The organism is Pseudomonas sp. 58(2021) (assembly GCF_017491585.1).
GTDB classification, from domain to species: domain Bacteria; phylum Pseudomonadota; class Gammaproteobacteria; order Pseudomonadales; family Pseudomonadaceae; genus Aquipseudomonas; species Aquipseudomonas fluorescens_BT.
On record NZ_JAFGYZ010000007.1, the window covers coordinates 253880 to 276880 of the forward strand.

Here is a 23001-nt window from a genome sequence, read left to right on the forward strand (position 1 = left end):
CTCACTCGGGCTGAGCGATTTTGAAGCCTTGAGATTGCGGTTCCAGTCGAATCATCCGCTTCATCTTCCATTCGAACGCCAGCGTCAGGCTGATCGCCGCGCAGGCCAGACCCAGCGCCAGACCCCACCAGACGCCGGTCGGCCCCCAGTGCAGATGAAACGCCATCAGCCACGCCGCTGGTGCACCGATCAGCCAGTAGCAACCGAGCCCGACCAGGAAAGTGGTCTTGGCATCCTTGAGTCCGCGGATGCAGCCCATGGCAATCGTCTGGGTGCCGTCGAACAGCTCGAACCACGCTGCCACGGCGAGCAGGCTGACGGCCAGACGAATCACCTCGGCAAACGCCGGGTCGTTATGGTCGAGGAACAAGCCGACCAACTGATTCGGCAGCAACCAGAACACCATCGCAAACCCCAGCATCACCACTGCACCAAAGACGATGCCGACTCGCCCGGACATCCGCGCATCGCCCAGTTGTCCGGCGCCGTAGTGCTGGCCGACGCGCATGGTGATCGCGTAGGACATGCCCGCCGGCACCATGAACGCTACCGAAACGATTTGCAGGGCAATCTGGTGCGCCGCCAGTTGGGTGCTGCCCATGGTGCCCATGCACAGGGCCGCGAAGGCGAACAGGCCGACTTCCACCGCGTAGGTGCCGCCAATCGGCAGGCCCAGGCGCCAGAGCTCTTTCAGGTACTGGCGGTTCGGCCGCGACAGGCCCTGGCGCAGCGGGTAAGCGTCATAGGCCGGATGCCGACGGATATGCCACGCCAACCCCAGCGCCATGCAGTTGGCAACAATCGCCGTAACCAGTCCGATCCCCGTCAGCCCCAGTTTCGGCAGGCCGAACATGCCGGTGATCAATGCGTAATTGAGCAGGAAATTGGCCACGGTGCCGGCGAGACTGATGACCATCACCGGCGTTGCCCGGCCGATGGCACTGGTGAAACCGCGCAGGGCCATGAAGCTCAGGTAGCCGGGCAGGGCGAACGGCAGGGCGATCAGAAATTGCCCGGCGGCGTTGACGTTGGTCTCGGTCTGGCCGAAGAGCAACAGCACCGGTTTCAGATTCCACAGCAGCAGCCCGGCGCCCAGCGCCATCAGCCACGCCAGCCACAGTCCGGCCTGGGTCAGCTTGGCGGCGCCGAGAATGTCGCCGGCGCCCTGACGGATTGCCACCAGGGTGCCGACCGCCGCGATCACACCAATGCAGAAGATCGACACGAATGAATAGCTCGCCGCTCCCAGACCGCCGCCGGCCAGTGCTTCGGGACTGAGGCGCGCCATCATCAGGGTGTCGGTCAGCACCATCAGCATGTGCGCCAACTGCGAGGCGATCAACGGCCCCGCCAGCCGCAGGATGGCCCAGAGTTCGTTATGCACAGGACGCTGCATGGTGTTCACATCCTTATAAAAGAGGGAGCAAGAGACCGTCGATTCTCAGGGTTTGGCGCAGGTTGCACAAAGGGATAAAAAGGATGGGTGGCATGATTAAAACTCATCTTGCCGCGATTCTGCTAAGTTGACGCAATCCCGCCATTGGAGTGCTGTGCATGTCCCGTCGTCTTCCACCCTTGTATGCCCTGCGCGCATTCGAAGCGGCGGCACGCCACAGCTCGTTCACCCGCGCAGCCGAAGAGCTTTCGATTACGCAGAGTGCGGTCAGCCGGCATATCCGCACGCTCGAGGAGCACTTCGCCTGCCGGCTGTTCCATCGCAGCGGACGCAATCTGCAACTGACCGAATCGGCGCGCCTGCTGTTGCCCGGCATCCGTGAAGGTTTTGCGGCGCTTGAGCGAGCCTGCAATACGTTGCGTGCCGAAGATGACATCCTGCGCATGAAAGCCCCATCGACCCTGACCATGCGCTGGCTGCTGGCGCGGCTCAGTCGCTTCCGCCATTTGCAGCCGGGTAACGAGGTGCAGCTGACCAGTGCCTGGATGGACGTGGACTCGGTGGACTTCAACAACGAGCCTTTCGATTGCGCGGTGCTGTTGAGCGACGGGCATTTTCCGCCGGACTGGGAGGCCAGTTTGTTGTTCCCGGAAGAACTGATCCCGGTCGGGGCGCCCAACCTGCTTAATGACCAGCCCTGGGATGTGGCGCGACTGGCCGCCACTGAATTGCTGCACCCGACCCCGGATCGTCGCGACTGGCGCAGCTGGCTGGAGCACATGGGTCTGTCCGATCAGGTGTCGCTCAAGGGCGGGCAGGTGTTCGATACCCTGGAACTCGGGATGATTGCGGCCGCCCGTGGCTATGGGGTTTCCATGGGCGATCTGCTGATGGTGGCCGAGGATGTCGCGCAAGGGCGCCTGAGTCTGCCGTGGCCAACGGCGGTTGCCAGCGGACTGAATTATTACCTGGTGTGGCCAAAGACCCGTCCGGGAGGTGAACGTTTGCGCCGACTCAGCGACTTCCTGCAAGGCGAAGTCCACGCCATGGTGCTGCCGCAGGTCGCGCGCTTGAGCTGAAACGTTCGAGCCGCCACAATGCAGGCCCGGGGCCATACCCCTGCTGTGCGCTCAAGTATTCGCGTTTACCGCCGAATACGTCCAAGTGGAACCGTCGTGCCGGTTCCACGCATCACCCCCATTATTAGAATTTTCCGAGCCGCGATCAGGGAGGATCCGCAGACTCGGCCAGGAGCTGTCCATGTCTCAACCTCGCGCTCGGATCGCCTCGCAGCTGGGCCTCGCGCTCGCCGTGATACTGGCGATAGTCATCAGCGGCAGTACGGTGTTCGCCCTGCGTTCGCTGGATACCGCCAACCTCGCCACCCGTGAAGAACACCTGGCCAGCGAAGCCCGCCTGCTCGCCGACCAGTTGAGTACCTTCCACGGCACGCTGCGTGAAAGCACCCAGCGCCTCAGCGGGCTGTTCGAGAAGCGCTTCAGCGCGGGCCTGAGCATTCACCCGGACGAGCCGGTCAGCGTGGCGGGCACCCAGACCCCGGGCCTGCACCTGGGTAGCGAAGTGTTGAACAACAACTTCAAGGAAGTCGACGAGTTCAAGCAGATGACGGCGGGCGTTGCCACGCTGTTTGTGCGCAGCGGCGAAGACTTCGTGCGGGTCAGCACCTCGCTGACCAAGCAGGACGGCAGCCGCGCCATCGGCACCTTGCTTGATCACGCTCACCCGGCCTACGCAAAGTTGATGGCGGGGCAGGGCTACGTCGGTCGCGCGCTGCTGTTTGATCGTTCCTACATGACTCAGTACACCCCGGTGCGCGACAGCAGCGGCAAGGTGATCGCGGTGTTGTTCGTCGGTTTCGATTACACCGACGCGCAGAACGCCCAGTTCGACAACCTCAAGCGCTTCCGCATCGGCCAGACCGGCTCGCTGGCGCTGCTGGACGAAAAGAACCAGTGGCTGGTGGCGCCGGCCGGCGTACAGGCGCTGGATCAAGCGGTCCCGGTGATCAACGGTCTGGCGAAAGCACCGGGTAAAGGCCGCTTCTGGAGCGACAAGTCCGAAGACTTCTACAGCATCGCCGTGCCGTTCGAAGGCGGCCCGTGGTCGGTGGTGGCGAGCATGCCGAAAGCCGAGATCCGCGCGGTGACCTGGAGCGTCGGCACTCAGCTGGCCATCGGCAGCCTGCTGGCGATGCTGCTGGCAGTCGGCTCCGTAGTCTGGTTGTTGCGCAGCAAACTGGCGCCGCTGGGCGATCTGGTGCGTCAGGCTGAAGCCTTGGGTGCCGGTGATCTGAGCGTGCGTCTGAACGTGTCGAGCAACGATGAAATCGGCCAACTGGCCCGCGCCTTCAATCAGATGAGCCAGGCGCTGTCGACCATGGTCGAGCACATCCGCCGCGCCTCGGAAGAGGTCAACAGCCGTGCCCAGGCGCTGTCCGGTTTGTCCGGTGGCGCTTACGAAGGCATGGAGCAGCAGTCGGGCGAAATCACCAGCATGGCCGGCGCGGTGGAAGAGTTCTCCGCCACCTCGCTGAACATTGCCGACAACATGGGCAACACCCAGCGTCTGGCCCAGGAAAATGCCCAGCAGACCCAGATCGGTCGCAGCTCGATGGAAGAAGCGTCGTCCTCGCTGGAGCAGATTGCCGGTGCGCTGAACACCACGGCGACCGTGATCAACACCCTGGGTCAGCGCTCCCAGGAAATCGGCGGCATCGTCAGCGTGATCACCTCGATTGCCGAACAGACCAACCTGCTGGCACTCAACGCTGCCATCGAGGCGGCCCGTGCCGGCGAGCAAGGTCGCGGCTTTGCTGTGGTGGCCGACGAGGTGCGCAGCCTGGCTTCGCGTACCCGTCAGGCGACGGATGAAATTTCCAGCATGATTCACAGCATTCAGCAGGAAACCGGCAACGCCATCAGCACCATGGAGCAGGGCAACCTGCTGATGCAGGAAGGCCTGTCGCGTAACGCCAACGTGGCGTCGGCGCTGGCGCGGATCGATGAGCAGAGCCGTTCGGCAGGGCAGCAGTTTGCGGCAATCACCACGGCGACCCAGGAACAGAGCAGCACCGCGACGTTGTTGAGCAGCAATCTGCAGAGCATTGCGATGGCCAACAGCGAACAGCGCGAAGTGGTGTCGAACCTGGCGATCACCGCCAAGGAGCTGGAAGGCCTGGCAGCCGACCTGCGCCAAGAGGTCGACCGCTTCCGTTGAAGTGTTTTTGAAATAGCTATCGCGAGCAGGCTCGCTCCCACAGGATTCGCGTTGAACCTGTGAGAGCGAGCCTGCTCGCGTTTGAGCTCGCCACAATCTCGGCACTTACTGAGTCGCCGGCCGATACTGCAACGCTTCGGCCAGATGCTCGCGACTGATATCCGCGCACTTTTCCAGATCCGCCAGCGTCCGCGCGACCTTGAGCAGCCGGTGCGCCGAGCGCAGCGACAAGGTCAATCTTTCGCACGCGGTCTCCAGCCAGGTTTCATCGGCTGTGGATAACTTGCAGTGCTTCTTCAGCCCTGGCAAATCGAGAAACGCATTGGCGCAGCCCTGGCGCTTTTGCTGGCGCTCGCGGGCTTCGGCGACCAACGCCGCCGCACTGGCACTGTCCTCTCCCGGTTTCACCGCAGGGTTCAACGCTGTGGCCTCCCGCGCCACCGTCAGGTGCAAATCGATCCGGTCCAGCAACGGCCCCGACAGTTTGTTGCGATAGCGCTGCACCATGTCCGGTGTGCACGAGCATTTGCCGCTCGGCTCGCCAAGATATCCACAGGGGCAGGGATTCATCGCCGCCACCAACTGGAATCTCGCGGGAAACCGCACCCGTTCCTTGGCCCTTGCGATCACGATGCAGCCGGATTCCAGCGGTTCGCGCAGCACCTCCAGCACCTTGCGATCAAACTCCGGCAGTTCGTCGAGGAACAGCACGCCGTGGTGGGCGAGTGTGATTTCGCCGGGTTGCGGTTTTGAGCTGCCGCCGACCAGCGCCGGCCCGGAGGCCGAGTGATGCGGTTGGCGGAACGGGCGCTGTGGCCAGTGAGTCAGGGGGACGCCGCTGGCGACGGATTGAATCGCCGCCACTTCCAGCGCCTCACTCTCGGCCAGCGGTGGCAGCAACCCCGGCAATCGACTGGCCAGCAACGTTTTACCCGTCCCCGGTGGCCCGCTGAACAGCAGGTTGTGCGCGCCGGCCGCGGCAATCAGCAGCGCTCGTTTCGCGGCCAGTTGGCCCTGGACTTCATTCAGGTCGGGATAGGGTTTGGCGGCATGGATCAGCCCATCCGAGACATAAGGCTCGACTGGCGTATGCCCGTTGAAATGCGCCACGGCCTCGAGCAGATGATCCACTGCGATCACCCTCAATCCTGACGCCAGACACGCTTCCTCGGCATTCGCCCGTGGCACCACCAGCGTCCGCCCGGCCTTGCGCGCCGCCAGCGCCGCCGGCAACACCCCGCGCACCGCCCGCACTGCGCCGGATAACGCCAGCTCTCCCAGGCATTCCACGTCATCGAGCGTCAACGTCGGCACCTGCACACTCGCCGACAGAATCCCCAGCGCAATCGCCAGATCGAACCGCCCGCCATCCTTGGGCAGATCCGCCGGCGCCAGATTCAAGGTGATCCGCCGCGCCGGAAACTGCAGCCCGGAATTGATGATCGCACTGCGCACCCGGTCCTTGCTCTCCTTCACCGCCGCTTCGGGCAGGCCGACCATGGTCAGCGAGGGCAAGCCGTTGGCCAGGTGGACTTCGACGGTGACTGCGGGGGCATCCACGCCAATCTGGGCGCGGCTATGGACGATGGCGAGGGACATGGTCGTTCCTTGAGTTGAATCGAGGGGCCGCTTCCTGCGGTTTTTTAAGGGTAGTTGGGGAGGAGAGTGTTGGAGGGACGGCTGCCTGGGCAAACCTTCACTGGATGTTGCTGGAGTCGAAATGATTAATCGTCAGGCGTAAAAAAACCGCCAACTAGGCGGTCTTTTAATTCGGGATTCAGGTTCCGCCACCGGCGAGCCAGCCATCTGGCTCCAATTCTTTGCCATAGGTCGCGGCGACCTTCAAAAAGTGCCGCTGACTGGCAGAAATCGTATCGGCCAAACTGGGCGCTTCTACACGAAGCCTGGATGCAAGTAACGGCTGTTTTTTCCGCTTCTTCTGTTTCATAGACACCTCTCGTGTCTGGAGGAATGAATCGATCTTATTGGTCGTCCAGTGGAAAGACAAGGCGGTCGGTTGTGTCGAAATGAAAGCCAAGTTTTTGGTAGTAAGGGATGGCGCCAGAGTCAGGTTCCTGGACCTCGATTTCAGTACATCCCAGTCTCCGTGCGTAGAATTCAGTTGTCAGTAGCGCCATGGGTGCGATCCAGCCTCGCAAGGTGTGGGTTCTGCCAGTTCGTCCCTGCAAAAGGATGATTTTTATGCAGATCGTGCTTTTGCGCGGAGTTGCGTAACACAAGCCGCACAGTTCTCCTTCGTACCAAAAAGCCAGGTCCAGACCCTTTGCGTCTTTGGTTTTCCACTTCAGCACGTCATCCCATGGATAGCTCACGGGCCCGCTCCACTGGTGGTATGCATTGATTGCTACAGGAGTAATTGGCTCAATGCCGAGTGATGTTGCATCCACCCCGGCCGCTAATGCTTCCGGGTCCATAGATACGGTTCGGTGTGCAAGTTTGCGGGCTTCAGATTTGAGTGTCTGATTACGGAGCTCGGTACCTTTTCCTTTTCTTCGCATTGTCTGTGTTCTGTTTGGATCAGGCCGCAGAAGGTAGCGAAGGCAGGGATACTCACGTAATCAGGCATGGGGGACAGTCCTTGTAGGACGGTACTTACGTAAGTGAAGGACGTTGGTTTGGACGGATTCAGGATTTTCTGCCCGCCAACAAACCGCTTGGCTCAAGCTCAGGTCCGCACGTAAGGGCGACTTCAATAAACCTCCGTTGATTGGCTGACATATTTCCAGCCAGTCGGAGTGCTTCAAGGTGTAGTTCAACAATCAGAAGTAGCTTTGTCTTCCTCTTTTTATCCTTCACAGAGACCTCCATCCTGATGGGTGCATTTTCGTTTGCCAATGTAATGACAGGTGTAAGGACTGCATAACCAGGCGTAGACGCCGATTTTTGTAGGGGCATGCCCTAATAGTTGTAGGACGCTAGTGAAAGCGACTCGACGGTCTTGTATTGCAAAGTCGGGTGCTCCAGTTTGACCACTCAATGCAGCCTCTGGAGGCGAAAAATGAACCGCAATGGTATGCGCTCGATTCATCCCGGCGAGGTTCTGAATAAGGAGTTCATGGAGCCGTTGGGCATGACGGTCATGGACTTGGCCATGCCCACGAACTGGCCTGAAATCGAGATCGAGAAGCTTGTGAAATGCCAGCTCCAGGATCTGCGCCGATCTGGCAATCAGGCTGGCCATCCACCTCAACACCCCGCCTGAGTTCTGGATGAGTCTTCAGTCGACTTGCGATTTACGCAGGGCCCAGCATCCGGGATGCGGGCCTATAGCGATTGCAGCATCCGCGAAGCCCTCTTCCACCAAGTGCCCGGTTCTGGGCGCTTTAGCTTTTCCCGTTCTACCACCATCAACGGCACATCCTGCAACCGAATCCACGGCTGGTTGTTCCAGTGCAGCAAACTCAACGACATCTCGGGCCAATTCAGCAGGCTTAGCTGTGGGCGTTCGCTTGTGGTGGGGTGCTGGGCGTCGCGCAGGGTGGGGATGACCTGATGGGTGAGCCATTCGCGCAGGGCACGGTATTCGGGGCAGTAGTGGTAGACGAGGAGGGCGTAGATGCCGGATTCGCTGATCAGGAGGGTGTTTTCGATCTGGTTGTGGATCAGGGTTTTGCGGGTTTGGTATTGGTCGGGGTCGAGTTTTCGCAGCATGCGTTCGTTGAGGTAAATGTGCAGCAGACGGCCCAGGTCGCGGGCGGAGAACCAAGGTTGGTTCTGGATAAGAAGGGCGTGAAGGTGGAGTTTGTGGCGGATGAAGACGTTGGGAATTAAATAGCTTTCGTCCATGACTCGGTTCTCGAATGTGGTGAAGAAAGCTGCCTCTGATCGTCGCCAAACAAAAAGGGTGGCAGCTATGCGCGGATTGGCGAACCGGGACATTCGAAAACCGGCAGACCCGAAGGTCTCCCACGCACAGCCGCCATAATTCGAGGTGGGAGTATTTCCCTCGTTCGAACATCATCGCGCTGCGTCAAATGTTGCCGGGTCGCCAAACCCAGTGCTGAACATTCAGCATTGGGTGAGCTTAGGAATCAGGGCTTCACGACGCAATCGGACGGCGGGGTTGCAAACTGTAGGATTCTGCCGAGATTCGGCAGCGAATCCTGAATGGCGGGAAGGTCGTTCCGACCTTCATTCGCGGGCAAGCCCGCTCCCACAAGGGACCGCATTCACAAAGAAACGAGGTGTTACTCAGCCGGCGGCGTCGGCTTCGCCTCCATTTCCGCCACCTTCGCCTCAAGGCTCTCAAGCCGGGCGCGAGTGCGCGCCAGCACCACCATCTGACTGTCAAACTCTTCGCGGCTCACCAGGTCCAGTTTGCTGAAGGCACTTTGCAGCAGCATCTTGAACTGGCTTTCGATTTCGGCTTTTGGCAAGGGCGTGTCGCCGCTGAACAGGCGGGAGGCGGTGCCGCTCAGGGCGTCGAGGAAGTCTTTGGGCGCGAGCATGGGATATGTCCTGGAAACAATGGCCGGCAGTGTATCACGCAGTGTCTATAGTCATTGGCGCAGGCATGGATGCACGCTTTTCGCGCAATGGGATGCACGGCCGCGCACCGTTGTTGTGCGTATCCCGCGTGCCATTTGGGTGATGGCATCTGCGACAGCGGCCAAGGGATTGAAATCAGTGGTTTTTGGCGAGATGGCAAGCTTTCTGCTTAGTCACCTTCGACCCATGCACTGATGCAGTCGCTGTGACGAATGCAGTGCGGCAGACGGAGCGGGGAGTTTCGTCTGGAGCGGTTAGCTGGCGTCGACAACGAAGCGTTACAAAGCCAGGCACTGCGCTTAGACTTGAGTCGGGTTTGTTTTCCTGGGGCAAGTCCACCAATTCGGGAGAGAGTTTCATGAAGCTAGTCACTGCCATCATCAAGCCGTTCAAGTTGGACGACGTGCGCGAGTCGCTGTCCGAAATCGGCGTGCAGGGCATTACCGTTACTGAAGTCAAAGGCTTCGGTCGGCAGAAGGGTCACACCGAGCTGTATCGCGGCGCGGAGTATGTGGTCGATTTTCTGCCCAAGGTGAAAATCGACGTTGCCATCGACGACAAGGATCTGGATCGGGTTATCGAGGCGATAACCAAGGCTGCCAACACCGGCAAGATCGGTGACGGCAAGATCTTCGTGGTCAATCTGGAACAGGCGATCCGCATCCGTACCGGCGAAACCGATACCGACGCAATCTAAACGCCGCCACAAACCCAACGCCCCAGGAGAAAACAATATGACTCTGCGTAAATTCGCAGGGCTAGGAGCCCTGTTGTCTATCGTAATGCCCGGCCTGGCCATGGCGGCAGACGAAGTGGCAGCTCCAGTCCTGAACTCCGGCGACACCGCCTGGATGCTCACCTCCACAGCCCTCGTGCTGTTCATGACCATTCCCGGCCTCGCGCTGTTCTACGGCGGCATGGTTCGGTCGAAAAACATTCTTTCCGTGATGATGCAGTGCTTCGCCATTACCGGTCTGATCAGCATCCTGTGGGTCATTTATGGCTACAGCATTGCGTTCGACACCACCGGCATGGAGCAGGGCGTCGTCAACTTCAACTCGTTCGTGGGCGGTTTTGGCAAGGCGTTCCTCGCCGGTGTCACGCCAGCGAGCCTGACCGGCCCTGCGGCGTTGTTCCCCGAGGCGGTCTTCATCACCTTCCAGATGACCTTCGCGATCATCACCCCGGCGCTGATCGTCGGTGCGTTCGCCGAGCGGATGAAGTTCTCCGCGATGCTGATCTTCATGGGCATCTGGTTCACCCTGGTCTATGCACCGATCGCGCACATGGTCTGGTCCGGCAACGGCGGCCTGATGTGGGACTGGGGCGTACTCGACTTCGCCGGCGGCACCGTGGTGCACATCAACGCCGGTGTGGCCGGTCTGATTGCCTGCCTGGTATTGGGTAAGCGCAAAGGCTTCCCGACCACTCCGATGGCGCCACACAATCTGGGTTACACCCTGATGGGCGCGGCGATGCTGTGGGTTGGCTGGTTTGGCTTCAACGCCGGTTCCGCTGCGGCCGCCAATGGCACCGCCGGCATGGCGATGCTGGTGACTCAGATCGCGACCGCCGCTGCCGCACTGGGCTGGATGTTCGCCGAGTGGATCACCCACGGTAAACCAAGCGCACTGGGTATCGCATCCGGCGTTGTTGCCGGTCTGGTCGCGATCACTCCGGCCGCTGGTACCGTGGGCCCGATGGGCGCACTGGTGATCGGTCTGGCGGCAGGCGTGGTGTGCTTCTTCTGCGCCACCACCCTGAAACGCAAACTCGGTTATGACGACTCCCTGGACGCCTTCGGCGTGCACGGTATCGGCGGTATCCTCGGCGCGATCCTGACCGGTGTGTTCGCCGCACCGTCGCTGGGTGGCTTCGGCACCGTCACCGACATCGCCGCACAAGTGTGGATTCAGTGCAAAGGCGTCGGCTTCACCGTGATCTACACCGCCATCGTCACCTTCATCATCCTCAAGGTGCTGGATGCCGTGATGGGGCTGCGCGTGACCGAGGAAGAAGAATCGGTCGGCCTGGATCTGGCACAACACAACGAGCGCGGCTACAACCTGTAAGCACGCGCCGCAAAAAACTTGCCCGGCTCGCCGGGCATTTTTTTGTCTGGAATTTGTCTTCCCTGATACAGCTGAAAGGATTTTTCGTACTGCTTTGGTCGTGTTTACGACGAGTGTTTTTCTGCGGCCAAAGGCTTACATCATTGAAGGAATATTAGGGCCTTTGTTTTTTTCCAGAGCGCGCTAGAATGCGCCCCGAACGTGCGGAGAACTGTATGTGGCAACAGACTCTGATAACCCTGCGGGCACGGCCCCGGGGCTTTCATCTGGTGACGGACGAGTTGCTCGCCGGCCTGCCTGAACTCAGGGCATGCCGGGTCGGTCTGTTGCATTTGTGGCTGCAGCATACCTCGGCGTCGTTGACCATCAACGAGAACGCCGATCCGGCGGTACGTCGCGACTTCGAACGATTTTTCAATCGTCTGATCCCACAAGGAGCAGACGGCTATGAGCATAACGACGAAGGCCTGGACGACCTCCCGGCGCACTTCAAGGCCAGCGTGCTGGGCTGTCAGATCAGTTTGCCGGTAACGGCGGGTCGACTGGCACTGGGTACCTGGCAAGGCGTTTATCTGGGCGAGCACCGTGATCATGGCGGTGCCCGTAAAGTCCTCGCCACCTTGCACGGTGAAGGGGCATAAACCGTTGGTCACCAATGGTTACCGATTTTTTTCCGGCGACTTTCGACAGTCGCCAAAGCTGGTCTATAACTAATCTGCTTTTCGCAAGTCATGAGGTAGAACATGAGCGACGATGATCTGGAAAACGACGACCTCGAAGTAGGCGACGAAGACGAGGCCGAAGACGGTCTGGAAGCAGCAGCGGAAGACGTTGCTGAAGACGATGGCGGTGACGATACGCCGGCCCCGGCTGCCAAAGGCAAAGCCAAGGCTGCGGTGTCGGTCGACGAGTTGCCGAGCATCGAAGCCAAGAACAAGGAGCGCGACGCCCTGGCCAAGGCCATGGAAGAATTCCTTGCGCGCGGTGGCAAGGTTCAGGAAGTGGAGGCCAACGTGGTCGCCGATCCGCCCAAGAAGCCGGACAACAAGTACGGCAGCCGCCCTATCTGAGGCGTGTCGCTTGCTTGCTGAAATAGCCCGCCGTCGCTGCGGGCTTTTTCATGGGCGAAAGAAACTAGCCGAGGCTGTTCCAGCGGGCGAGCACCGCGGGCAGATCGTTAAGACTGCGAATCTCGGCATCCGGCAGGCGCTCCGCTTCCCAGACCTTGCCGGCGGGGTTGAACCAGATCGCTCGCAGACCGGCCTGCTGCGCCCCGGCGATGTCATCCCCCGGGTGATCACCGATATGCACCGCCGCTTCGGCGCTGACGCCACCGCGCTGCAACGCTTCATGGAACAGTCGCGCATCCGGCTTGGCGATGCCGATGTCTTCGGCGCACAGCGCAAACTTGAAGTAGTCCGCCAGCCCGAGACGACGCACATCGGCGTTGCCGTTGGTGACCACGCCGAGGGCGTAGTGTTTGGCGAGGGTTTCCAGGATTGGCTCGACTTCCGGGAACACGTCGATCTGATGCCGGGCATGCAGAAACACTTCAAAACTCTTGTCCGCCAGATCCGACGCTTCGCCGTGGGCGTACCCGGCTTCTTCCAGCGCATGGAACAGCACCCGCCGCCGCAACGCGCTTATGCGGTGCTTGAGCCCCGGTTCGCTGGCCAGCACCCGCTCGCGGATCGACCACAGATGCTCCACCGGCACCGCGCCCAGATTCGGTGCATGTTCGCCCAGCCATTCACGCAAAACCGCTTCGGCGCTGACGATCACCGGGGCGGTATCCCACAGAGTGTCGTCGAGGTCGAAGGTGATCAACTGGATGCTCATGAATCATCGCCTTTCATGCGTTTGGCCCGTGGATGGGCGCTGTCGTAGACCGCCGCCAGGTGCTGGAAGTCCAGGTGGGTATAGATCTGGGTGGTCTTGATGTCCGAGTGGCCGAGCAGTTCCTGCACCGCGCGCAGGTCCTGGGAGGACTCGAGCAAATGGCTGGCGAAGGAATGTCGCAACATGTGTGGGTGCAGGTTCTGCCCCAGTTCGCGCTCGCCGGCCAGTTTGACCCGCACCTGAATCGCTCGCGGGCCGAGGCGGCGGCCTTGCTGGCTGACGAACACGGCGTCGTCCGCCGGGTTGGTCAGCGCCCGCAGCGGCAGCCATTGCTCCAGCGCTTCCCGAGCCTTTTTGCCGACGGGCAGCAGGCGTGTCTTGCTGCCCTTGCCGAGCACCTGGACCATGCCGTCGGCCAGATCGAGCTGATCGAGATTGAGCCCGGTCAGCTCCGACAGCCGCAGGCCGGAGGAATAGAACAATTCCAGAATCGCCTGATCGCGCCGGGCCAGAAAGTCGTCCTCGACTGCGCCTTCGAGCAGTTGCAGCGCTCGGTCGGTATCGAGGGTTTTCGGCAAGCGGCGCTCGCCTTTGGGCGGTGCCAGGCCGGTAGCCGGGTCGTGATCGCAAAAGCCTTCGCGATTCAGGTAGTGATAGAGCCCGCGCACCGCCGAAAGCAGGCGTGCCAGGCTGCGGGAGGACTGGCCCTGTGCATGCAGGCGGGCGATCAGGCTGCGCAGGCGCTGGATGTCCAGCGCCTGCCAGCTGCCGATGTTCTGTTTGTTGCACCAGCCGAGGACTTTATCGAGGTCGCGGCGGTAGGCCGAAAGCGTGTGCGGCGACACCTGCCGCTCACTGCGCAGGTGTTCGCAGTAAGCGTCCAGTTGTCGTTCCATGCTCAGCGTACCGAGCGCAGGGAGCTGTTGACCCGTGGCAGCACGCGGCCCATGACTTCGGCGATGTAGCTGAGGAACAGCGTGCCGACCGAGCTCTTGTAGTGCTGCGGATCACGGCTGGCAATGGCCAGGATTCCGTGGATGCCCTGATGGCTGACGGCGACCACGGCGGTGGAGCCGATCTGCTTGCGCTGCTCCTCGCCGAACAGGAAGTCCAGCTCATGCTCGCGCAGGCTGCCGCTGACGCTCTTGCCTTCGGTGAGCAATCCACCGATGGCGGTTTGTGCGTCGGCGTGGGTCACCCAGCGGCCGACCGGGGCCGGGTTGTCGCCGAGCAGGATCAGGCTGACAAAGGGCACCTGAAAATCCTGGCGCAGACTGTCTTCGACGCTGATCACCACATCTTCCAGAGTGGCAGCGTCCATCAGGGCGAGGATCAGGCGACGGGTCTTGTCGAACAGGCGATCGTTGTCCCGGGCCACGTCCATCAAGTGCGAGAGGCGATGGCGCATCTCGATGTTGCGGTCGCGCAGGATGGACATCTGGCGCTCGACCAGCGATACGGTGTCGCCGCGACGATGAGGAATGCGCAGGGACGGCAGCAGCTCTTCGTGTTCGATGAAGAAATCCGGATGAGCCTCCAGGTACGCGGCAACCGCTGCCGCCTCCAGACTTTCGGGCGCTGTTTCAGTGGACTTTCGGGCGGGTACCTGAGGCTTGTCGGTCATGGCTTCTGCTCACTCAAAGACGCACTTGTCCTTCGTATACACGCACTGCCGGGCCGGTCATCAGCACCGGTTGGCCGGGGCCTGCCCATTCGATGGACAGGCGCCCGCCCGGCAGGTCGATCAGCAGTGGCGAATCCATCCACCCCTGGCTGATCGCAGCTACAGCAGCAGCGCAGGCACCGGTGCCGCAGGCCTGGGTTTCCCCGGCACCGCGCTCCCAGACGCGCAGTTGTGCGCGATGGCGGTCGATGACCTGGAGAAAACCGACGTTGACCCGTGCCGGGAAGCGCGGATGGTGTTCGATTTTCGGCCCCAGTTCATGCACCGGTGCAGTGTTGATATCGCTGACTCGCAGCACCGCATGGGGGTTGCCCATGGACACTGCGGCCAATTCGACCGGCGTACCGTCGACATCGACCTGATAACTCAAGGCCTGCTCCGGTGCCTGGAACGGAATGTCCGCCGGCACCAGGCGCGGGGCGCCCATGTTCACGCTGATCTGGCCGTCGTTACGCACGTCCAGTTCGATGATGCCGCCCTTGGTCTCGACGCGGATCTGCCGCTTGGCGGTCAGACGCTTGTCGAGCACGAAGCGGGCGAAGCAGCGCGCACCGTTGCCGCACTGCTCCACTTCGGAACCGTCGGAGTTGAAGATCCGGTAACGGAAATCCACATCCGGATTGCTCGGCGCTTCGACGATCAGCAACTGGTCGAAACCGATGCCGGTGTGCCGGTCGCCCCACATTTTTGCGTGCTTGGGCTGAATATGCGCGTGCTGGCTGACCAGGTCGAGAACCATGAAGTCGTTGCCCAGGCCGTGCATCTTGGTAAAACGCAGCAGCATGGGGTTACTCCGGCAGCAGGCTTTCGCCGGCAAACAGCTCGGCCACGGTCTCGCGGCGACGCACTTCAAATGCCTGATCGCCATCTACCAGCACCTCGGCGGCACGGCCGCGGGTGTTGTAGTTGGAGCTCATTACGAAACCATAGGCGCCGGCCGAATGCACGGCCAGCAGATCGCCTTCTTCCAGCGCCAGTTCGCGTTCCTTGGCGAGGAAATCGCCGGTTTCGCAGATCGGGCCGACGACGTCATAGGTGCGCGCAGCGGTCTCGCGGGGCTTGACCGGGGTCACGTCCATCCAGGCCTGGTACAGCGCCGGGCGGATCAGGTCGTTCATCGCCGCATCGACGATGGCGAAGTCCTTGTGTTCGGTGTGCTTGAGGTACTCGACCTGAGTCAGCAGCACGCCGGCGTTGGCGACGATGAAGCGGCCCGGTTCGAACACCAGCGCCAGATCACGACCGACCAGACGCTCGCGCACGGCCTTGATGTAATCGGCGGCCAATGGCGGCTCTTCATCGCGATAGCGCACACCCAGACCGCCACCGAGATCGATGTGGCGCAGGTGGATGCCGCAATCGCCGAGGCGATCGACCAGATCCAGCAGGCGATCGAGGGCATCGAGGAACGGAGGCAGAGTGGTCAGTTGCGAACCGATGTGGCAGTCGACGCCGACCACTTCCAGGTTCGGCAGGTGCGCGGCACGCACGTACACGTCTTCGGCGTCGGCGATGGCGATGCCGAACTTGTTCTCTTTGAGACCGGTGGAAATGTACGGGTGGGTGCCGGCATCGACGTCCGGGTTCACGCGCAGCGAGACCGGCGCACGAACGCCCAGCTCGGCGGCGACCACTTGCAGGCGCTCAAGCTCGTCGGTGGATTCGACGTTGAAGCAATGCACGCCGACTTCCAGCGCGCGACGCATGTCGTCACGGGTCTTGCCGACGCCGGAGAACACGATCTTGTCAGGACTGCCACCGGCGGCCAGGACGCGTTCCAGCTCGCCACGGGACACGATGTCGAAACCGGCGCCGATACGGGCCAGGACATTCAATACGCCGAGGTTGGAGTTGGCCTTGACCGCGAAGCACACCAGGTGCGGCATGCCGGCCAGCGCATCGGCATAGGCCAGGTACTGGGCCTCGATGTGGGCGCGGGAGTAGACGTAGGTCGGTGTGCCGAAGCGATCGGCGATGGCGGACAGCGCCACACCTTCCGCGAACAGCTCCCCGCCACGGTAGTTAAAAGCGTCCATGGCGATCCCTTAGTAAACGTCGTGCTTGTGTGCCTTGGAGACAGGCTGCTTTTGCGAAGACTGGGCTTGCTCGGCCGGGTCCTGATCTTCATCGGGCAGGTACAGCGGGCCTTTCTGACCGCAGGCCGAAATCAAGCAGGCAAAAGCGACGAGCGAAGCGAGCGCAGCAAGGGAAGAGATCAGGCGCTTCATGGCGAAATCCTTGAATATGCGTTAATTGCGCCGGAGTATACCGGCCACCCGGCAGCTTGCCTATGCGACGGAACTCCCGTCCGGCGGGGCTCGGGCTGCGGCGCGGAAACTTTTCCTGCAAGGCGGGTGCATATTTCGTCGCCGGGCAGGGCGCTTGGTCGTTATCCTTTGCAATCGGCTGGCCGCGTCCGTATCTTGCGGCGCTTGAGCCTGATCAGACATTTTTTGAGGTTGCCGCAATGAGTTTGTCCGAAGCCCGTTTCCATGATCTGGTCGATGCCACCCAGCAAGCGCTGGAGGACATCTTTGATGAAAGTGGCCTGGATCTGGACATGGAGAACTCGGCCGGTGTGCTGACTATCAAGTTCGACAACGGCAGTCAGTTGATCTTCAGCCGTCAGGAACCTCTGCGTCAGCTGTGGCTGGCCGACCGTTCCGGCGGTTTCCATTTCGACTATGACGAGCAGGCCGGCAAGTGGGTCTGCGAGAAAACCGAAGAGTTGCTGGGCGAAATGCTGGAGCGCATCGTCTGGGAGCGCGCCGGCGAAAAACTCGATTTCGACGAAATCTGAGATGAGTACCGCGCCACGGCCTGCCAAGCCGCTCTACAGCAACGTCAGCCCGGCAGTGCCTTCGCCGTGCACCGGCGTCTGTCGGCTGGATGAGCAGAAGGTCTGTCTCGGCTGCCTGCGGCATGTCGAAGACATCCGTGAATGGCGTTCGGCCGATGACGAGCGCCGCCGGGTTATCTGTGCCCAGGCGATGCAGCGCAGGCAACTGTCCGGGACGTAGCTTGTATATTTTTTGAGCTGTGATAGTGTCCGGAAACGCCTCAACCCATCGAGGCCTGGTGAAAACCCCGTCTTTTTTTGGCGGGGTTTTGCTTTTTTTGTGTGCAGAAGAAAGGAGTCTGCCCGGATCATGACCGCACCTTCCATCACCCTTACCCGTCTGGACGTGCAACGTCTGGAGCGCCTGATCGACAGCCTGGATGAATCGCTGCCGGGCGTGATCGCGCTGCAAACCGAACTGGACCGCGCCGATACCCTGGTCGGCCACGATGAAGTGCCCGCCGACGTCGTAACGATGAATTCCCGTGTGCACTGTCGCGAAGAAGGCAGTGGCAAGGACTACCACCTGACTCTGGTCTACCCGAAGCACGCCAATGCCGACGAGGGCAAAATCTCGATCCTCGCTCCGGTCGGCAGTGCGCTGCTGGGCCTGAAAGTCGGCCAGCACATCGACTGGCCGGCACCGGGCGGCAAGACCCTGAAACTGACGTTGCTCGAAGTCGAATCGCAGCCGGCCAACGGCGGCGACTTTCCGGAGTAGCCCCGCCTCAGACCTGCTCGAGCGCCTCGTTCAGAGAGCGTTCCAGGTCGGCCTTGTAACGCAGATACAGATTGCTGGAACTTTGCCCGTCACCGAGCAGGCCCGAGAGGTCGAGGTCGGTGATGTAGCAGCGGTAGCGCTCGGTTTCCCGGCGCTGGCCGACGATTTCCCGGGCGACCACGCTGAACAGCTGGTCGCCATGTTCCAGCTCGCTGAATTCCCGTTGATTGCAATACAGCGTGACCTGCACTTCGCCGGGCGCGGCTTTGCCGACGATCGCCTGCACGTCGTAGAACGGTTTGTTGACTGGCGTCTGCGGTGCGGTGCGCATTTCCACCCGTCGCGCGCGTCCGGGCCCTGATGGCAATAACTGGTAATACAAGATTTCGAGGCTGGCGGCCTGGCTCGCATCCATCGGCAGCAGCGCTTCGCGCCGGAACTGGATCGATTGCAGGAACCGCTGCAACGGCACCAACAGGCTTTGCTCGTCGTGGTAGGGCAAGTGCTGTTGCCACAGCGCATTGAACTCGTCGAGTACGTACAGCTCGGCTGTTTGCTCGATGATCCGGTAGAACACCTGTATGCATTCGGGCTGGCCCATCGGCAGGATCAACGCCAGGTCGTGGTCTTCCAGTGCCATCGGGTCCAGGTGCAGCGGGCTATAGCGTGGCTGTTCCTCGCCCAGATAATCGAGCAGCGCCGGCAGGGTGGCGAGGGGCACATGGCTGACCTGGCCCGGCACCAGCTCCAGCACGTGATAGTGCTGCTGCACCTGGATCAGGTAGCGGTGATTCAAGTCGCTGAGCAACAGGGTCTGCGCGGTATCGACGATTTCTTCTACCCGGCGGGCGATGAATTGCGCGCGGTTGTGGCAGAAGCAACGTACCCGCAGTGATGGCTGTTGCGGTCCGCGCGGCAGGTTGTTGAGGTAATCGCGCAGGCAGTCGAGCAGCGCGTGCGGACCGTCGAAGCGGTTGACCAGCACTTCGTTCCAGCTGTTGAGCGTGACCTGATCGAGGGTCAGTACGAGGTTCTCGCGGACCCCGGCATAACTCAGGGAATCGGTGCGCTCGGTGGTCATCAGGATGTTCAGGTCGCGGTGATGCTTGAGCGGGTCGACCCCGACATTCACCAGCATCAGCACCTCGCTCGGCACACTGGCGCGCAGCAGTGGTTCTTCTGCAACCGTGGTCAGGGGCAGGGCAATGCTCTGTTGCAGGCTGCCGAGCAAATTGAACAGCTCGAACTCGCTCATGTCGCTGGTGCCGGGGTGCAGGGCCAGTCGCGTGCTGCTGTCAATCACGCCGTTGCGGTGACACCAGGTCAGTAGCTCCAACAGATGCCGGCAGCGCTTGATCGGAGCGAAATGCTCCCACTCCAGCGCCGTGAGACTGCCGTTGTACAGGCCCCATTGGGTTTGGCCGGGCTCCTTTTTGTTCGGCGACTGCACCAGGGTCAGGGTGTCTTCAGCCAGGTCAGGGGCGATGCCGGGGTTGATGAACTCGACCTTGTCGGCCTTGCGTTCGAATGCGGCGTACAGGCGCCGGCCGAGAACGTTGAGGTCGCGCTTGTTGATCAGGCTCACGGTCTGTTCGGTGCGGGCGAACTGGGTCAGGAAGCGGTAGCTGTAGTTCAGCTCGTTGACCAGGGCACGGCGCTCTGCACTGACCTGGCGGACTTTCCACTGGCTGCGGCTGTCGAGCAGTGCCAGTTGCCGCTGGTCCCAGTGCCATTCGCTGGCCAGTCTTTCCAGCAATGAGCGCTGCCAGCTCTGGGTGCGGCTGTTGCCGGTGAGCTTGCGGTTGATCTTGAGGTACAGCGCCCGACGCACCAGCTCCAGCCGTTCCGGCTCGCTGCGCGCAGTGAGGTACTCCTCGATCCGGCGGTAAACCACCATGTACGGATCCAGCTCGTCGAGATCCAACCGGTTGGCGAATACGGCCTGCTTGAAGCGCAGGCTGAGGCATTGCACCTGCGGATGTTCGCTGGCGTAGACCTCGATCAGCAGCAGCTTGAGCACCGACTTGTAAGGCGACTCGATGCCCTTGAACAGTTGCCACAGCCCGGCGCCCACGAACTCGCCCGGCGGAATGTGGGCCAGGGGGCCGAGGTCGAGGGTTTCATCGTTGCGGATGAAACGCTTGGAAATCAGGGTGTGGGTGTACGCGTCGTAGGCACGTTCTTCGTAAACCGGCACCAGCCACCAGATCGGCGTACGTCCGGCCAGCCAGATCGCGGTGCGGTAGAACTCGTCCAGCAGCAGATAGTGCTGAGTGGTGCCGCAATCTTCGGAGCTGAGCTGGGTATCGCGCTCGCCTTTGACGAAGCGTGCCGGGTCGATCAGGAAGAAATGCGCCTCCGCGCCCTGGCTGGCGGCCCAGGTTTCGAGCAACTGGCACTTTTTACGCAGCTCGGCCAGTTCGCTGTCGCTCAGGTCGGGGGCGTGGCACACCCACACGTCCATGTCGCTCTGGTCGGCCTGGGCCAGGGTGCCGAGGCTGCCCATCAGATACAAACCATGAATAGGCCGTGGCGGATTGCTGCCATGGCGCGGCTTGTAGGAAAACGAACGCGTCAGGCGCTGGGCTTCGGCGAGTGCATCGGCGTCCGGTTCGTAATTCGACAGTCCGGCCGGCGTGCTGCCCGAGACATATCCGGGCAACAGCGGATGATTGACGTGGAAAAACAGCGGTAACAGGGTCAGCACGCTTTGCTGGCGTGTCGACAGGCCTTCGAGGGCCCGGTTCAGGCGGCCTTCATTGAGTTTGAGAAAGCGTGCACGCAGCTGGCTGAGAACCTTGCGGTCGATGCCTTCGTCCAGGTCGGGGCGGATTTCATGGGTGAGGGTCATGTCGGCTCAAACCGGCGCGCAGGGCTCGGAGGCAAGGGGTCTCGGGTGTCCGGGAGTTTAGCGCCTGAGCGGCAGGAGTTTTAAGCTGAATTTGTTTTTTTGACGTCAGATTTCTATCGCGCGGCGAGGGGCGACGTTCATGGCTGGCCCGCGGAAATCCCGTGGCAGGGGTTTCCGTGGGCAAAGTCGGGAGGATCAGGCGGTTTGTTGCTCTTTGAGAATCGTCAGTACGGTTTGCACGTTCTGTGCGGCATCGCGACCGAGGCTGGTCAGGTAACCGCCATCAGGCTGGTCTGTCAGTTCTTTTTCGAACAGGCGTTGTGCAGCGGCAATGTGCTTCGGGGCAGCGGTCTGATGAATTTTCAGACCTTCCTGGGAACTGTCCAGGTTGAAGAGTGCGAGGACTTCCAGTTCGGCAACCAACTCAGGGGTAAGCGACATAAGGACTCCAGACTTTCTAGGAATTGGACGACAGCGCCCCTAAGGTGAACCTGCCGGCGCGGCCTGTCCAGTACGCGTGCCAGGGTTTTTGTCCCGGGGTGGATTCCAGTGTAGTCAGGGGGCGGGAGAAGGCCGCAGAGATGGGTGACAAATTGTGTGGGAGCAGGTCTGCTCCCACAGGAGCGGCCGTTTACTGCTTTTCCGGTGGCAGTTCCGGCAGAGCGCGCAGCGCCGTTTCGTACCACTCGGTATCGAACGCGCGGTCATCGTCGAGCATCGCGTCGATTTCGTAGGCCAGCACATGGGCCATCAGGTTCAGAATGTCTTCGCGCTCGTAGCCGACCAGGGTCAGCTTGTTGAAGGTTGCCTTGGCCGCTGGCGGGTTGTCGCTTTCGATCTGGTTCTCGATCGCTTCGATCAGCGTCGATTCGGTGAACTCTTCTTCATCATTGTCGATGTCAGTCGGCTCGCTCATGGCAGGCTCCTCAAGGAAAGGCGCCAGTTTACCCGCATTCAGCGGCGTGATGCTGCTGGCACGAATCCCCGGGGCGATCTATAAACAGGCACTGCCCACCCCGCACGGCCTGGAGGCTATGTGATGTTCAAGCTCTACGGATTCTCAGTCAGCAACTACTACAACATGGTCAAACTGGCGCTGCTGGAAAAAGGCCTGCCGTTCGAAGAGGTCACGTTCTATCCGACCCAGACTCCAGAGTCTTTGAAGATCAGTCCTCGCGGCAAGGTGCCGGTGTTGGGCACGGAGCGGGGTTACATCAACGAAACGGCGGTCATCCTCGAGTTCCTCGAAAGTACTGGCAAGGGTGTGTCGCTGCTCCCGGCCGACGCGTTCGAGCGTGCGCAGGTGCTGGCGCTGGCCAAGGAAATCGAGCTGTACATCGAACTGCCGGCCCGGGCCTGCTTCGGCGAAGCGTTTTTCGGCGCGGTGCTGCCTGAAGCGATCAAGGAAAAGTCCAGGACCGAACTGCTGCTGGGGTTCGCCGCGTTGGGTCGCCATGGCAAGTTCGCTCCCTATGTGGCGGGCGACAGTCTGAGTATTGCTGACCTGTATTTTCTTTACAGCGTGCCGCCGGCGATTGCGGTTGGGCATAAGCTGTTCGGACTGGATTTGCTGGCGGACATGCCGAAGGCCAAGGCGCTGCTGGAGCGGCTTGAGCAGAATTCGCACGTGCAGAAGATTGCCGCGGACAAGGACGCGGCGATGCCGGCGTTTTTGGCGATGATCGCTGCGAAGAAGTAAGTTTTTTGGTGCTTTCGAGATAGCTTTCGCGAGCAACGGCTGCCTTGACCTGTGCCGGCGCAGTCCCGCCGATATGGTCACGGGCATTCACCGAGCCTTCCAGGGTCAGTACGGCAAACACGTCCTGCTCGATCTGGTCGCTGAACTGACGCAG

General features: G+C 61.2%; 26 protein-coding genes and 1 pseudogene. 11 read left to right on the forward strand and 16 right to left on the reverse strand.

All coding sequences use genetic code 11. The features are described 5' to 3' along the window. Window position 1: 1 nt before the first annotated feature. Window positions 2-1396, reverse strand: a complete 1395-nt coding sequence (locus J5M72_RS10785) for a NorM family multidrug efflux MATE transporter (protein ID WP_207865438.1) — start codon at window positions 1394-1396, stop codon at window positions 2-4. A 158-nt stretch (window positions 1397-1554) separates the two neighbouring features. Here J5M72_RS10785 and J5M72_RS10790 point away from each other — a divergent pair, with 158 nt between their 5' ends. After that, the gene (locus J5M72_RS10790; RefSeq protein WP_169432442.1) at window positions 1555-2475 is read left to right on the forward strand and encodes a LysR substrate-binding domain-containing protein; all 921 of its coding nucleotides are present in this window, start codon (window positions 1555-1557) and stop codon (window positions 2473-2475) included. Between the two features lie 181 nt (window positions 2476-2656). Next, the gene (locus J5M72_RS10795; RefSeq protein WP_207865439.1) at window positions 2657-4633 is read left to right on the forward strand and encodes a methyl-accepting chemotaxis protein; all 1977 of its coding nucleotides are present in this window, start codon (window positions 2657-2659) and stop codon (window positions 4631-4633) included. Window positions 4634-4738: 105 nt separating this feature from the next. On the opposite strand, the gene J5M72_RS10800 is transcribed toward J5M72_RS10795, so the two are convergent. The 3 genes from J5M72_RS10800 to J5M72_RS10810 all read right to left on the reverse strand — a co-directional run bounded on the left by J5M72_RS10800 (window position 4739) and on the right by J5M72_RS10810 (window position 7152). Continuing rightward, window positions 4739-6232 carry a YifB family Mg chelatase-like AAA ATPase gene (locus J5M72_RS10800; protein WP_207865440.1) on the reverse strand — a complete coding sequence of 498 codons (1494 nt, stop codon included), beginning with the start codon at window positions 6230-6232 and terminating at the stop codon, window positions 4739-4741. A gap of 178 nt (window positions 6233-6410) precedes the next feature. After that, a complete protein-coding gene (locus J5M72_RS10805) occupies window positions 6411-6581 on the reverse strand; it encodes a hypothetical protein (protein ID WP_169432438.1) in 171 nt (56 codons plus the stop codon). Window positions 6582-6615: 34 nt separating this feature from the next. Next, entirely contained in the window at window positions 6616-7152 is a 537-nt protein-coding gene (locus J5M72_RS10810) for a GNAT family N-acetyltransferase (protein WP_064379870.1), read from the reverse strand. A 500-nt stretch (window positions 7153-7652) separates the two neighbouring features. On the opposite strand from J5M72_RS10810, the gene J5M72_RS10815 reads away from it, so the two are divergent. After that, on the forward strand, window positions 7653-7856 hold the full coding sequence (locus J5M72_RS10815; protein ID WP_347709518.1) for an addiction module antidote protein, HigA family: 204 nt from the start codon (window positions 7653-7655) through the stop codon (window positions 7854-7856). 62 nt (window positions 7857-7918) lie between these two features. Here J5M72_RS10815 and J5M72_RS10820 read toward each other — a convergent pair whose 3' ends face one another. Then, window positions 7919-8440, reverse strand: a complete 522-nt coding sequence (locus tag J5M72_RS10820; protein ID WP_169432436.1) for a Bro-N domain-containing protein — start codon at window positions 8438-8440, stop codon at window positions 7919-7921. Between the two features lie 401 nt (window positions 8441-8841). Further along, window positions 8842-9102, reverse strand: a complete 261-nt coding sequence (locus J5M72_RS10825) for an accessory factor UbiK family protein (RefSeq protein WP_207865441.1) — start codon at window positions 9100-9102, stop codon at window positions 8842-8844. 398 nt (window positions 9103-9500) lie between these two features. Here J5M72_RS10825 and glnK point away from each other — a divergent pair, with 398 nt between their 5' ends. The 4 genes from glnK to sutA all read left to right on the forward strand — a co-directional run bounded on the left by glnK (window position 9501) and on the right by sutA (window position 12284). Further along, a complete protein-coding gene (gene glnK / locus J5M72_RS10830) occupies window positions 9501-9839 on the forward strand; it encodes a P-II family nitrogen regulator (protein ID WP_002555808.1) in 339 nt (112 codons plus the stop codon). Between the two features lie 37 nt (window positions 9840-9876). Then, window positions 9877-11214, forward strand: coding sequence for an ammonium transporter (locus tag J5M72_RS10835; protein ID WP_207865442.1), 1338 nt, complete (start codon window positions 9877-9879; stop codon window positions 11212-11214). A gap of 215 nt (window positions 11215-11429) precedes the next feature. Beyond that, window positions 11430-11855 carry a secondary thiamine-phosphate synthase enzyme YjbQ gene (locus tag J5M72_RS10840; protein ID WP_169432435.1) on the forward strand — a complete coding sequence of 142 codons (426 nt, stop codon included), beginning with the start codon at window positions 11430-11432 and terminating at the stop codon, window positions 11853-11855. Window positions 11856-11957: 102 nt separating this feature from the next. Next, the gene (sutA, locus tag J5M72_RS10845; protein WP_007951900.1) at window positions 11958-12284 is read left to right on the forward strand and encodes a transcriptional regulator SutA; all 327 of its coding nucleotides are present in this window, start codon (window positions 11958-11960) and stop codon (window positions 12282-12284) included. A 64-nt stretch (window positions 12285-12348) separates the two neighbouring features. On the opposite strand, the gene J5M72_RS10850 is transcribed toward sutA, so the two are convergent. The 6 genes from J5M72_RS10850 to J5M72_RS10875 are packed head-to-tail and all read right to left on the reverse strand — an operon-like array spanning window position 12349 to window position 16965. Next, window positions 12349-13053, reverse strand: coding sequence for an HAD-IA family hydrolase (locus J5M72_RS10850; protein WP_207865443.1), 705 nt, complete (start codon window positions 13051-13053; stop codon window positions 12349-12351). Next, entirely contained in the window at window positions 13050-13949 is a 900-nt protein-coding gene (xerC, locus tag J5M72_RS10855) for a tyrosine recombinase XerC (protein ID WP_169432434.1), read from the reverse strand. The genes J5M72_RS10850 and xerC overlap by 4 nt, the downstream gene beginning before the upstream one ends. Window positions 13950-13951: 2 nt before the next feature. Continuing rightward, window positions 13952-14677, reverse strand: coding sequence for a DUF484 family protein (locus J5M72_RS10860; protein ID WP_169432433.1), 726 nt, complete (start codon window positions 14675-14677; stop codon window positions 13952-13954). Window positions 14678-14690: 13 nt separating this feature from the next. After that, entirely contained in the window at window positions 14691-15521 is an 831-nt protein-coding gene (dapF, locus tag J5M72_RS10865) for a diaminopimelate epimerase (RefSeq protein WP_169432432.1), read from the reverse strand. Window positions 15522-15525: 4 nt separating this feature from the next. Next, entirely contained in the window at window positions 15526-16773 is a 1248-nt protein-coding gene (gene lysA, locus J5M72_RS10870) for a diaminopimelate decarboxylase (protein ID WP_169432431.1), read from the reverse strand. Window positions 16774-16782: 9 nt separating this feature from the next. Beyond that, window positions 16783-16965: a lipoprotein gene (locus J5M72_RS10875; RefSeq protein ID WP_207865444.1), complete on the reverse strand. Its 183-nt coding sequence runs from the start codon at window positions 16963-16965 to the stop codon at window positions 16783-16785. A 239-nt stretch (window positions 16966-17204) separates the two neighbouring features. On the opposite strand from J5M72_RS10875, the gene cyaY reads away from it, so the two are divergent. The 3 genes from cyaY (at window position 17205) to rnk (ending at window position 18297) form a co-directional block, all read left to right on the forward strand. After that, a complete protein-coding gene (gene cyaY, locus J5M72_RS10880; protein WP_114886277.1) occupies window positions 17205-17537 on the forward strand; it encodes an iron donor protein CyaY in 333 nt (110 codons plus the stop codon). A 1-nt stretch (window position 17538) separates the two neighbouring features. Then, window positions 17539-17757: a DUF1289 domain-containing protein gene (locus J5M72_RS10885; protein WP_169432430.1), complete on the forward strand. Its 219-nt coding sequence runs from the start codon at window positions 17539-17541 to the stop codon at window positions 17755-17757. Window positions 17758-17886: 129 nt separating this feature from the next. Next, window positions 17887-18297 carry a nucleoside diphosphate kinase regulator gene (rnk, locus tag J5M72_RS10890; protein WP_169432429.1) on the forward strand — a complete coding sequence of 137 codons (411 nt, stop codon included), beginning with the start codon at window positions 17887-17889 and terminating at the stop codon, window positions 18295-18297. Between the two features lie 7 nt (window positions 18298-18304). Here the strand turns inward: rnk and J5M72_RS10895 are convergent, their stop codons facing one another. The 3 genes from J5M72_RS10895 to J5M72_RS10905 form a co-directional block, all read right to left on the reverse strand. Next, window positions 18305-21148, reverse strand: coding sequence for a class I adenylate cyclase (locus J5M72_RS10895; protein WP_207865445.1), 2844 nt, complete (start codon window positions 21146-21148; stop codon window positions 18305-18307). Window positions 21149-21343: 195 nt separating this feature from the next. Then, the gene (locus J5M72_RS10900) at window positions 21344-21589 is read right to left on the reverse strand and encodes a TIGR02647 family protein (protein ID WP_007951883.1); all 246 of its coding nucleotides are present in this window, start codon (window positions 21587-21589) and stop codon (window positions 21344-21346) included. Window positions 21590-21779: 190 nt separating this feature from the next. After that, on the reverse strand, window positions 21780-22064 hold the full coding sequence (locus J5M72_RS10905; protein ID WP_085689966.1) for a hypothetical protein: 285 nt from the start codon (window positions 22062-22064) through the stop codon (window positions 21780-21782). A 123-nt stretch (window positions 22065-22187) separates the two neighbouring features. Here J5M72_RS10905 and J5M72_RS10910 point away from each other — a divergent pair, with 123 nt between their 5' ends. Further along, window positions 22188-22847: a glutathione S-transferase gene (locus J5M72_RS10910; protein ID WP_207865446.1), complete on the forward strand. Its 660-nt coding sequence runs from the start codon at window positions 22188-22190 to the stop codon at window positions 22845-22847. Between the two features lie 28 nt (window positions 22848-22875). On the opposite strand, the pseudogene J5M72_RS28920 reads toward J5M72_RS10910, so the two are convergent. Then, window positions 22876-23001: pseudogene (locus J5M72_RS28920) on the reverse strand (hypothetical protein); the annotation flags it as partial.